The sequence below is a fragment of the Pseudomonas sp. AGC41 genome, from assembly GCF_057334555.1.
Genome location: NZ_JBHFJB010000125.1, coordinates 7347 through 18483, shown reverse-complemented (window position 1 = coordinate 18483; position 11137 = coordinate 7347). Strand labels below are relative to the sequence as shown.

Here is an 11137-nt window from a genome sequence, read left to right as displayed (position 1 = left end):
AGGGCCTCTTCGCGAGCAGGCTCGCTCCCACAGGGTGTTGTGTTTCCTGACGGAATGAAAAAGCCCCATCACATGGACAGGGCTTTCACTTTCAGCTTGCAGCTGTCTTAGAACAACACGCCCTGGCTGCGCAGGTAGTCGTCATAGGTGCCGCTGAAGTCGACCACGCCGTCGGCGCTGAGCTCGATGATGCGGGTCGCCAGGGACGATACGAACTCACGGTCGTGGCTGACGAAGATCAACGTGCCCGGATAGTTTTCCAGCGCCAGGTTCAGCGCTTCGATGGATTCCATGTCCAGGTGGTTGGTCGGTTCGTCCATCACCAGCACGTTCGGCTTTTGCAGGATCAGCTTGCCGAACAGCATGCGGCCTTGTTCACCACCGGAGATGACCTTGACCGACTTGAGGATCTCGTCGTTGGAAAACAGCATGCGGCCCAAGGTGCCACGAACCAGCTGCTCGCCACCCTGGGTCCACTGGCCCATCCAGTCGAACAGGTTGACGTCATCTTCGAAATCATGGGCGTGGTCTTGGGCGTAGTAGCCCAGTTCCGCGGCGTCGGTCCATTTCACGGTACCGGCATCCGGTTCCAGTTCATTGACCAGGGTGCGCAGCAAGGTGGTCTTGCCGATGCCGTTCGGGCCAATGATCGCCACGCGCTCACCGGCTTCAACGGTGAAGCTGAAATCCTTGAACAGCGGCTTGCCGTCGAAGCCCTTGGCCATGCGTTCGACTATGACCGCCTGGCGGTGCAGTTTTTTGGTCTGCTCGAAACGGATAAACGGACTGACGCGGCTCGATGGCTTGACCTCGGCCAGCTGGATCTTGTCGATCTGCTTGGCGCGGGAGGTGGCCTGCTTGGCTTTCGAGGCGTTGGCCGAGAAACGGCTGACGAACGACTGCAGTTCGGAAATCTGTGCTTTCTTCTTGGCGTTGTCCGACAGCAGTTGCTCGCGGGACTGGGTCGCCACGGTCATGTATTCGTCGTAGTTGCCTGGGAACAGGCGCAGCTCGCCGTAGTCCAGGTCCGCCATGTGGGTGCAGACACTGTTCAGGAAGTGACGGTCGTGGGAGATGATGATCATCAGGCTCGAACGCTGGGTCAGCACGTTTTCCAGCCAGCGGATGGTGTTGATATCCAGGTGGTTGGTCGGCTCGTCGAGCAGCAGCACTTCCGGGTCGGAGAACAGCGCCTGGGCCAGCAGCACACGCAGTTTCCAGCCTGGCGACACTTCGCTCATCGGACCGAAATGCTGCTCGATGCCAATCCCCAGGCCCAACAGCAGTTCACCGGCGCGGGATTCGGCGGTGTAGCCGTCCATCTCGGCAAATTCGGTTTCCAGCTCGGCCACGGCCATGCCGTCTTCTTCGGTCATTTCCGGCAGCGAATAGATGCGGTCGCGCTCGGCCTTGACCTTCCACAGCTCTTCGTGACCCATGATCACGGTGTCGATCACGGTGAATTCTTCGTAGGCGAACTGATCCTGGCGAAGTTTACCCAGGCGCACGTTCGGCTCGAGCATGACCTGGCCGCCGGACGGCTCGAGGTCGCCGCCGAGGATTTTCATGAAGGTCGACTTGCCGCAACCGTTGGCGCCGATCAGGCCGTAACGGTTACCCGCGCCGAACTTGACAGAGACGTTTTCGAACAGTGGCTTGGCGCCGAACTGCATCGTGATGTTAGCTGTAGAGATCAAAGGTTTATCCTGCGGAACATTCAGAGTAGCTAAGGGTGCGGCAGTACCTGTTCAGTACCTGTTTGCGCAAGTCCCGACCGCGCAAGCGGCTTGGCGGTCACTGGCGCAAGGGTCCATCCGGCATAAGAGGACAGCTGCATACGGAGCGCCTGGCCCGAGTGGATATGCGCCGAAGCCGGGATTGCCGGTGTCAGCCAGAGGGGGCGCTTGATAGTTGGCGGCGATTGTACTGATCTGGCCGCGTTAACGATAGGGTGTAACCTGGGCAAGACAGTTTTTCACAACGCAGGGATAACTTTAAATCGGCAACTGTGGCTAAAATGCCATCTCACTCGACGCCATCTCCCTTGCCGCTTGGCTGGCCCCGGAGAAGCAGCCTGTTCACTTCTGGACCCTGACCGAATCCGTGAAGCTCATTATTGTCGCAATCTACGTACTTTCCATTGGCTATGTGCACCTGCGCGGGCGCGTGCGGCATAAACTCGGGCGCCAGTTGAGCGATCACTCATCCTTCCTTGCGCCGATCAATTGCCTGCTCTACCTGTGTTCGAAACTGCCCAACAGGCCTTTCCTGAGCCCGGCCCAGTTTCCCGACCTCAGCCCCTTGCAAGCCCATTGGCAAGAGATCCGCGCCGAAGGCCAGAGCCTGCTGCAAGCGGGGGAGATCAAGCGCTCCGATCAATATGACGATGTGGGCTTCAACTCGTTTTTCAAGACGGGCTGGAAGCGCTTTTACCTGAAGTGGTATGGCGACAGCCATCCGTCGGCGATGAAGCTGTGTCCGCGCACCACCGAGCTGGTGCAGAGCATCGGCTCGATCAAGGCCGCGATGTTCGCCGAACTGCCGCCGGGTTCGAAGCTGGTGCGCCATCGCGATCCGTATGCCGGGTCTTATCGCTACCATCTGGGCCTGCAGACCCCCAACGATGCCGGCTGCTATATCGATGTCGATGGCGAGGCGTATCACTGGCGCGACGGCGAGGCGGTGGTGTTCGACGAAACGTTCATTCATTACGCCGAGAACACCACGGGGCAGAACCGCATCATTCTGTTCTGCGACGTGGAGCGGCCGATGAAGTTTCGTTGGGCCACCGCGTTCAACCGCTGGTTCAGCCGTACCGTGATGGCCGCTGCCGGCGCGCCAAATGACGCCGGGGACCGGACCGGTGGCCTGAACCGGGCGTTTTCCCGGCTGTACAAGATCCGCCTGCAAGGCAAAGCGCTGAAAAAACGCAATCGCAAACTGTATTACCTGCAGAAATGGGCGTTCTTTGGCGGCCTGCTGGCGATCTTCATCTGGATCTGAACGGTTCAGCCGTCCGGTTTTTCCGCCTCCAACTGCTCCCACATCCTGGCCGTGATCCGTTGGCGATGGTTGTAGCCTTCCCACGGATCGGCGCCGAGTCCCTTGGCCCGCTCCAGCGCGGTATGGATATCCCATTGCTGGGCGTTGCGCAGGCCGGCGAGTTCATCCCGGGCGATCGGTACCGAAACCGGCAGTCCCGGGCGGGCGCGCACCGAATAGGCGGCAACGGTACTGGCACCGCGGGCGTTACGCAGGTAGTCGATAAAGACCTTGCCCACGCGGTTTTTCGGGCCCATGGTCGCGGTGATCCGTTGCGGCATCTGCCGGGTCAGGAACTGCGATATAGCCTTGGCAAAGGCCTTGGTGACATCCCAACCCTCGCTTCGCGCCAGTGGCACGATAACGTGCATGCCTTTGCCGCCGCTGGTCTTGAGAAACCCCTGCAAGCCCAGTTCGTCGAGTACTGACAGAGTCATGCGCGTCGCGTCGAGCATGGCGCTCCAGGGCAACGACGGATCCGGGTCCAGGTCCAGCACAAACAGATCGGGCGTCTCGATCCGGTCATGGGTCGCCGTCCAGGTGTGCAATTCCACCGCGCCCATCTGCGCCGCGCCGACCAGGGCATGAATGCTGTCGATCTCCATCAGGGCCGCATGGCCCGGGTCCAGCGCCGGATCGAGTTGCTTGATGTGGGGAATCTCGAGACGATCGGCGTGCTTTTGGAAAAACAGCTCCTCGCCAATCCCTTCCGGCGCCCGTACAAGGGAGACCGGCCGCAACTTGAGATGCGGCAGGATCCAGGGGGCGATGTCCAGGTAATACTGGGCCAGTTCGGCTTTTTGCACACCGCTGACGCTATCGATAACACGGTCCGGGTGGGTGATGACCACGCCGTCGACTTTCGCGGTGTCGGCCTTGCCGCGGCGTTTGGGCTTGGCGGGCGTGGCTTTGATGGGCATGGGCTGTTCACGCGTCACTCGACTGACCTGCCGGTCGCCCGGCAGATCGAGGAACACCGCCTGACGCACCAACCCGTCGCGGGTCCATTCGGCAAATTCGATTTCGCAGACCTGCGTCGGCTCGACCCAATGCACGCCACGGGCCTGGACGCCTTTGAGCGGCTGGTCGAGTGGCGACGTTTCGCGTTCCAAGGCACATAGCTGTTCATGCAATTGCTTGAGTTGGGATTGGCTGAAACCCGTGCCGACTCGGCCGGCATAGACCAGCCCCGACGGGCCGTTGACCGCCAGCAACAGCGCGCCAAAGCCGTTGCGCTTGCCTTGCGGGCGGGTGAACCCGACGATGACGAAGCATTGGCGCAGCCGACATTTGAGTTTGACCCAATCGGCGTTCCGTCCCGAGGCATAAGGGCTGCCCAGACGCTTGCCAACCACGCTGTCCAGTGACAGGGCGCTGGCGCTTTCGAAGATGTCATGCTGGCTGGCGGAAAACGCCTCGGAGAACCGCAGGCGCTTGCTGGCGTTGCTCTTGAGCGCATTTTTCAAGGCTGCGCGGCGTTCTTCCACCGGTTTGTCGCGCAGGTCGACGCCATTGAGAAACGGTGCGTCGAAAAGGAAATACAACATGTCGACGCTGCGACCGATCTCGAAGGCCTGGCGCAGGGCAGCGAAATCGGAATGACCGGTGTCATCCAACAGCACCAGTTCGCCATCCAGCCAGCTGTCATCCAGACCCAACTGGGCCAGGGCCTCGGCATGCAGCGTGAGGCGATCGGTCCAGTCCGCATGGTGGCGATTGAACAGACGGACCTCGCCGTTCTCGATACGCGCCATCAACCGGTAGCCATGAAACTGCACTTCATAGCGCCACTCACCGGCCGGCGGTTGCTCTACCGGTGTGGCCAGCTGCGGCGACAGCCGTTCGGGGATCCGCCCCGTGTCTGTCTGCCCACTCCGGCGGGTACGGCTACGGGTCGTTGGTTCATCCGCCTCCACGGCGGACAGGCGGGCATATTCACTCTCGGCCTTGGCCATGACAGATTCCCTTGTATTACAGGCGCCCGGGGGTTAGCCCCGAGAGGCCTTGGTGGCTTTTTTAGCAGGAGCGGATTTGCGCGTCTTGGTCGATTTTGCCGCGGGCTTTTCAGTAGGTTTTTCCGCCGTTTTGCCCTTGCCGCCCAAGCTGCGCTTGAGCAGTTCGGTAAGGTCGATGACATCGGCGGTCTTGCGCTGTTCTTCGCCGGGGTCGGTTTCCACCGCTTCGAGCCGGCCTTCGGTGGCCTTTTTCTCCACCAGTTCCATGATCTTTTCCTGAAAACTGTCACGGTATTGCTGGGGTTCCCAGTCGCCACTCATGTCTTCCACCAGCCGTTTGGCCATGTCCAGTTCGCCCTTTGCCAGCGTCGGGTTGGTGACTTCATCGCCCAGTTCCAGGACGTCGAGTTCGCGGACTTCGGCGGGCCAGCGCAGCAGCACCAACACCAGGGCCGATTCCAGGGGCATCAGCGCGGCCAAGTGCTGGCGGGTATGCATCACCACATTCGCCAGCGCGACCTTGTTGGTCTTGAGCAGGGTTTCGCGCAGCAGGGCGTAGACTTTGCCACCACGTTTGTCAGGTGCGAGGAAATACGGCTTTTCGATGTTCTGCAGCGGGATCTTCTCGCTGTCGACGAAGGAAAAGATGTCGATGGTCTGGGTGGACTTGGGGTGTGCAGCGCGAATTTCCTCTTCGCTGATCAGCACGTATTGGCCTTTCTGGTACTCCACGCCTTTGACGATGTCGTCCTTGGTCACCTCCTTGCCGGTAACCTTGTTGACCCGCTTGTAGCCCACCGGGTCCATGCTGCGTTTGTCCAGCCAGTCGAAATCCACGCCCTGGGACGCGGTGGCCGACACCAGGGCCACGGGAATGTGGACCAGCCCGAAACTGATTGCGCCTTTCCAGATAGCCCGTGCCATGGTGGAGTTTTCCTTGCCGGTGAATAGTCTCTCTGGTGACCCTTGGGTCTCTGGAAAAGTTTCCGCCGGGCGCCGGCTGGCTGCGGTTGGCGTCCTCCAGGGGCGCTGAGCTGGAGACGCCTGGTTACATCTTCATGAGGAAAATTTGCTTAACAACGGCGAACCTGCGGCGTAGCGTGTTTTCGAAATGCGGGTGCCATCTCCATGAATCAGGAAGGTCTCGATGAACAGGCTGATACTCGCCATCTTGGTGCTGCTGAAGGCAGCCACTACCCAGGCGGCTGCGCCCGGCGCCGATCCAGTACTCATGGCGCAGAACCTGCCGGGCAACAACAATCCCTACAACAGTCCGATTCGCCGGGCCAACCCGAACAGCATGCAGGGCACCCAGCCCAACGTGCCAGGCATACGGCACAACCCGACGGTTCCGGTGCCCCGACCGCCGACCCTGGAGAATGGTGGCATCGGCAACGGCTATCCGCGTTCCGGGCCGCCATCGGGGTCGCCACGCCCCACCATCGAGTCGCCGACGCCTCCCCGGCACGCCAATAACGGCAATCGTTGAGACACCGTGCCGATCAACACCACCACAGAAGGAAGTGTGCATGTTGCGTAAAACATTCCTGGCAACACTTTGCGCCAGCGCTGCCCTGGCCCTTTCAACCCCGGCTTCTGCCGCGCCAGTCCAGCAATTCAAGGCCGAGGATGGCACCGTCGAAGTCACCACGGTGACCCGGGGGCTGGAGCGGCCCTGGTCCGTGGCGTTCCTGCCGGAGCAGCAAGGCATGCTGGTCACGGAACGTCCCGGTAACCTGCGATGGGTGAAGGCCGACGGGAAATTGTCTGCACCGTTGAGCGGTGTTCCCGAGGTCTGGGCCAAGGGGCAGGGTGGCTTGCTGGATGTCGTGCTGTCTCCAGACTTCAAACAGGATCGCACCGTCTACCTGTCGTATGCCGAGGCGGGCAAGGATGGCAAGGCCGGCACGGCGGTGGGCCGTGGGCAGTTGTCCAGCGACATGACGCGCCTGGACAACTTCGATGTGATTTTCCGCCAGCAACCCAAGCTCTCGACGGGCAACCATTTCGGTTCGCGCCTGGTATTCGACCGGGACGGCTATCTGTTCATCACCCTGGGCGAAAACAACGACCGTCCGACCGCACAGGACCTGGACAAGCTGCAAGGCAAGATCGTGCGGATCTATCCCGACGGCAAGGTGCCGGACGACAACCCTTTCGTGGGGCAGAAAAATGTCCGTCCGGAGATCTGGTCCTATGGCTTGCGCAATCCCCAAGGCGCCGCGCTCAATCCCTGGAATGGCACGCTCTGGGAGAATGAGCATGGCCCCAAGGGCGGTGACGAGCTGAACATCATCGAACGCGGCAAGAACTATGGCTGGCCGTTGGCGACTCACGGTGACAACTATTCCGGCGCGCCGATTCCCGAGGCCCAAGGCAAGACCGCGAAGGGTACCGTCGGCCCCCATCACGTCTGGCAGGTATCGCCAGGGCTCAGCGGCATGGCGTTCTACGACAATGACCGGTTCAAGGCCTGGCAACGCAACGCGTTTGTCGGGGCGCTGGTTTCCAGGGACCTGGTTCGCCTGGAGTTCGACGGCGACAAGGTTGTCCATGAAGAACGCCTGCTCGGCGAGCTCAAGGAGCGTATCCGCGATGTTCGCCAGGGGCCGGATGGTTTCCTCTATGTGCTGACAGACGACGATGATGGTGCGCTGTACAAAGTCGGGCTGAAGCAATAGTCGTGCTGTGAAGTTTTTCGTGGCGAGGGAGCTTGCTTCCGCTGGGCTGCGTGGCAGCCCCATCCAGGCAACGCGATGAGCCTGACACACCGAGCGTCCGATCTTCGGGTTGCTGCGCAACCCAGCGGGAGCAAGCTCCCTCGCCACAGGATCAAAAGCGTCAAAGGACCTCGGAGCGCAAGGCCAGCGCGTGGCCGTGGCAGCGTCTTGAGAGTGCTCCGCACGTCCGATTTCTCAACTAACCGACAGGCGTCGGAGGATGAAGTCGAAATAGTGGCTAATCTAGCTTGCAGATCGAGCAACGTAATTGCAGTTTGCATGGAAAAAACCGCGTTCCCTTGCATTTTGCATGACCGTTGCGCTGAACCACTGTGCTAAGTAACTGATTTGTAACAGTGTCGCTGTATCGATTTACGGGCATATTTTTTGCGAGTTGATACCTGAGTTCGATGTCGGGCTCCAACACCAGAAAACGCCAAAATGAACGAACGGCACGGCATTCGAAGTCCTGTCCGCAGGGAAGAATCGGACGAAAATACCGCCGTCGTGAACATGAATTGGCTGCCTCAAAAGGAGAGAGTTGCCATGTTTTTATCTGCCCTCGAAATGCGAAACATCATTGAAAGCAGCCTGCTGCCTAAACGCTCGCAATGCACCTTGTCACCTGATCTGTCCATGACCGTTAAAATCTACGACGACCACGAGACCGACCGCGTGGCGTTGGTCAAGAGCGATATTGACGCCACCAAGCTCACGGGCTGCCGCGCCATTAACGATCTGATTGCGGAACTGCGCACCGAACTCGACCGTGGCCAAGGTCATGGCCATGGAAACTATTTCCACCAGCAACACCGGATGAGCGGGCGTTAAGCACCGCCCGACCTTTGCAAACCTGACGACCGGGTCCGACCTTGTTCGAACCCGGCGTCCAGCTTTCAGTTTTCAGACCAATTGCTGCCGATAGGGCAGGTCTGGCCCGACTTTGCCGCACGTCAGCGCCGCAGCGCGCATGGCGAAATCGAGCATCTTCCCAATCTGCTCCGCGCCCAGCGAATGTAAACCCTCCACATGATCCAGTTGCTGTTCCGTCAGCCAAGCGATCAGCGCAGCCTGGAACGTGTCGCCCGCGCCCACCGTATCGGCGATCTGTACCGGGCAGGCAGGCAGCGACCATACGCCATGCTGGCGGCTGAACACCGTTGCGCCCTGGCCGCCCCGGGTGAGGAAGGCCAACTGACAGCGGTGCTCCAGCCAGCCAGCAATCACTTCATGGGGATCTCGATCAGGGTAGAGCAGGCTCAGATCCTCATCGCTGACCTTGATCAGGTCGGCATATTCCACCAGCGTCGCGATCCGTGAGCGCCACAACTCGATGTCTGGCTGCGGATTAAGCCGTACGTTCGGGTCGAGGCTGATCAGGCGGCGGCCGCTTTCGCGTTGGACCAGTGCCAGCAGCGTATCGCCCACCGGTTGCACCACCAATGAGAACGAACCCACATGCAGGCCGCGCACTTGCGGGCCCAGCGTCGGCAAATGCTCCACGTTCAATTGCCGGTCTGCGCAGCCTTCGCCACGGAAGCTGTAGTGGGGCGAGCCGTTGGCGCCGACGGCAACCATGGCCAGGGTCGTGGGTGCCTCGAAGTCCTGGGCAAATTGAGTGCTGACGCCTTCGTCAACCAGCACCTGTTTCAAGCGCCGGCCGAGATAGTCGGTGGACAGCCCGGTGAACAGCGCCGACTCGATCCCCAGTCGACGCAAACCCACCGCCACGTTGAACGGTGAACCCCCGGCGAGCGCCTTGAAATTCACTTGCGAAGCCGGGGACTGCGCTTCGTTTGCGCTGAAGAAATCAAACAGCGCTTCACCACATACCAGATACATAATTGCCTGCTCTCAAAGGGTTGCGACGTGTTGCCGATAACGTTCGTAGGCTTGTTGTGACGCCGCGACGTCGGTCGCGACGGGGCGGGTTTCGCTGGCCGGGTCGAGCTTGACGCAGCGCTCGCACAGGTCGGCCAGGGATGCTTGCCCGGCGCCATGACACCACGCCGCCTGGATCGCCGCGCCCAGGGCAGCGGCTTCGCTCTGTTCGGTGCAGATGACTGTGGTGTCCATGATGTCGGCGACGATCTGTCGCCAGACCGGGCTCTTCGAGCCGCCGCCGATCAGGCGAATGCTCTGGGCCTTGAGCCCGTTGGCACGGAGCAGGTCGAGGCCATAACGCAGGCCGAAGGTCGTGCCTTCGACCACTGCGCGGCAGAGATTGGCCCGGGTCAGGTTGGTAGTCGTCAGGCCCAGCAGGCTGCCGGTGGCATGGGGCAGGGCGGGGACGCGTTCGCCATTGAGGAACGGCAGCATGCACACGCCCTCGGCTCCGATCGGTGCCTGGGTCACCAGGGTGTTGAACGCGTCGATGCCCAGTTCCAACAGCTCGCGCAGCGCTCCGGTGGCGTTGGTCAGGTTCATGGTGCAGATCAGCGGCAGCCAGCCGCCGCTCGAGGAACAGAACGTTGCCACGGATGCTTGCGGGCTGACCACCGGCTCCGCGGCATACGCATACACCGTGCCGGAGGAACCGAGGCTCATGGTGATCACACCGGGCTGGATGTTGCCGGTGCCGATGGCGCCCATCATGTTGTCGCCGCCGCCACTGGCGACCACCGCGTCGGGGTTGAGGCCCAGGTGTGCGGCGATCTCGGGCAGGATCCTGCCGACGGGCTGATGGGCCTCGATCAGCTCGGGCAAGGCCGACTCCAGCCGGCCGCTGGGGTCGATATGGCGCAGCAGCGCGCGATCCCATTGACGGCTGCGGACGTTGAAGTAGCCGGTGCCCGAGGCATCGCCATACTCGCTGCAATGGCGCCCGGTAAGCCAATAATTGAGGAAGTCGTGGGGCAGCAGGATGCTGGCGGTCCGCTCGAAAACCTGCGGGTGCTGTTCCCGGGTCCAGAGCAGTTTGGACACCGTGTAGCCCGGCGCGATCACCACGCCGAGGCGTTCCAGGCTGCCGTCCTCACCACCGAGATGCGCCAGGAGACGATCGTTTTCCGCGGTCGTCTCGGTATCGCACCACAGTTTTGCCGGGCGCAGGACCTGGCCCTGGTCATCGAGCAATACCAGGCCGTGCTGCTGGCCGGAGACGCCGATGCCGAGAATCGACTGGCCATCGACCTGTGCATCCGCCAGCGCTTGCCGAGTGGACTGGGTGAACGCGTCGAGCCATTGCCGGGTGTCTTGTTCCCGGCGGCCGTTGGCACCGCTGATCATGTCGTGGGCGGCGGCGCCCTGGCCGAGTACCTGGCCACTGATTGAATCGAGGATCAGCGCCTTGGTGCCTTGGGTGCCGCAGTCGATGCCCAGGAACAGTTGTTGGTTTGCCATGGAAATCCTCGGATCAGCAGCTTGATTACATTATGGTCAGGGACATGCAATATGGTCAGGATCATGGAATACCTGTGG

General features: G+C 61.1%; 9 protein-coding genes. 4 read left to right on the top strand and 5 right to left on the bottom strand.

Translation table 11 applies throughout. The annotated features are described in order from the left end of the window. Positions 1-107: 107 nt before the first annotated feature. Positions 108-1697: an ABC-F family ATPase gene (locus ACE04F_RS21615; RefSeq protein ID WP_215005954.1), complete on the bottom strand. Its 1590-nt coding sequence runs from the start codon at positions 1695-1697 to the stop codon at positions 108-110. 406 nt (positions 1698-2103) lie between these two features. Here ACE04F_RS21615 and lpxO point away from each other — a divergent pair, with 406 nt between their 5' ends. Continuing rightward, positions 2104-3003 (top strand): lipid A hydroxylase LpxO, encoded by a 900-nt coding sequence (gene lpxO, locus ACE04F_RS21610; RefSeq protein WP_486109852.1) that lies wholly within the window; start codon positions 2104-2106, stop codon positions 3001-3003. Between the two features lie 5 nt (positions 3004-3008). On the opposite strand, the gene ligD is transcribed toward lpxO, so the two are convergent. Both ligD and ku read right to left on the bottom strand, forming a co-directional pair. After that, positions 3009-4997: a DNA ligase D gene (gene ligD / locus ACE04F_RS21605; protein ID WP_486109851.1), complete on the bottom strand. Its 1989-nt coding sequence runs from the start codon at positions 4995-4997 to the stop codon at positions 3009-3011. 33 nt (positions 4998-5030) lie between these two features. After that, a complete protein-coding gene (gene ku, locus ACE04F_RS21600) occupies positions 5031-5921 on the bottom strand; it encodes a non-homologous end joining protein Ku (RefSeq protein ID WP_486109850.1) in 891 nt (296 codons plus the stop codon). A 223-nt stretch (positions 5922-6144) separates the two neighbouring features. Between ku and ACE04F_RS21595 the strand changes: the two genes are divergently transcribed. The 3 genes from ACE04F_RS21595 to ACE04F_RS21585 all read left to right on the top strand — a co-directional run bounded on the left by ACE04F_RS21595 (position 6145) and on the right by ACE04F_RS21585 (position 8548). After that, positions 6145-6486, top strand: a complete 342-nt coding sequence (locus ACE04F_RS21595) for a hypothetical protein (RefSeq protein ID WP_486109849.1) — start codon at positions 6145-6147, stop codon at positions 6484-6486. A gap of 40 nt (positions 6487-6526) precedes the next feature. After that, the gene (locus tag ACE04F_RS21590; RefSeq protein ID WP_486109848.1) at positions 6527-7678 is read left to right on the top strand and encodes a PQQ-dependent sugar dehydrogenase; all 1152 of its coding nucleotides are present in this window, start codon (positions 6527-6529) and stop codon (positions 7676-7678) included. 585 nt (positions 7679-8263) lie between these two features. After that, positions 8264-8548 carry a DUF1652 domain-containing protein gene (locus ACE04F_RS21585; RefSeq protein ID WP_434574161.1) on the top strand — a complete coding sequence of 95 codons (285 nt, stop codon included), beginning with the start codon at positions 8264-8266 and terminating at the stop codon, positions 8546-8548. 72 nt (positions 8549-8620) lie between these two features. On the opposite strand, the gene ACE04F_RS21580 is transcribed toward ACE04F_RS21585, so the two are convergent. Next, positions 8621-9559 carry a carbohydrate kinase family protein gene (locus ACE04F_RS21580; protein ID WP_486109847.1) on the bottom strand — a complete coding sequence of 313 codons (939 nt, stop codon included), beginning with the start codon at positions 9557-9559 and terminating at the stop codon, positions 8621-8623. 12 nt (positions 9560-9571) lie between these two features. Next, the gene (xylB, locus tag ACE04F_RS21575; protein ID WP_486109846.1) at positions 9572-11059 is read right to left on the bottom strand and encodes a xylulokinase; all 1488 of its coding nucleotides are present in this window, start codon (positions 11057-11059) and stop codon (positions 9572-9574) included. Between the last annotated feature and the right edge of the window lie 78 nt (positions 11060-11137).